Consider the following 545-nt stretch of genomic DNA (forward strand, 5'->3'; position numbering starts at 1 on the left):
TTCTCATTTTCTCTAAAATTCTTTGTCTCAATTCATCAATAGTTATTTTATTTGTACCCCCAGAACTTTCTCCCTGAGGAATAGCAAAAACAATTAAGTTGTTATTATATTCATATACTTCAGAACTAGGAGAAACACTTATGTTTGTACCAGTATATTCTTTAAAGTTCCCACCGCTTCCTAAAGTCATATAATACACTATTTTTAACTCTGAACCGAATTCAGGAATAAAATAACCGTCACGAGTAGTGAAAGTTATAGAAACTTTATTTTCATCAGTAAAACTATAAAAACAGAATGGAGTTTTTAGAGGGGGTAACCCCATCTGAACTTTATTCATTTGCACATAATTATTAGACCCTATCGGTTTATAAAATACTTCAAAGTTAGCTAACTGACCTTCAAAGTCGAATGAAACTGTAGGGACAGTAACTTTATCATTACTTATTAATTGCTCATTCTTTTTAAACTTATTCACTTGTCTAACCCGTATAAACAAAGCCACATAATTATCGTTGTTTACTTTTAATCTAGTAGTTTTAATA

General features: G+C 30.1%; 1 protein-coding gene. It reads right to left on the reverse strand.

Annotated elements, in window-relative coordinates:
- Positions 1 to 478: hypothetical protein (locus ETC00_RS19615; RefSeq protein WP_171567720.1), on the reverse strand; the 478-nt coding region annotated here is incomplete at its 3' end.
- Positions 479 to 545 lie beyond the last annotated feature (67 nt).

The sequence above is a fragment of the Brevibacillus sp. MCWH genome (assembly GCF_013096935.1).
In the GTDB taxonomy this organism is placed as follows: domain Bacteria; phylum Bacillota; class Bacilli; order Brevibacillales; family Brevibacillaceae; genus Brevibacillus; species Brevibacillus aydinogluensis.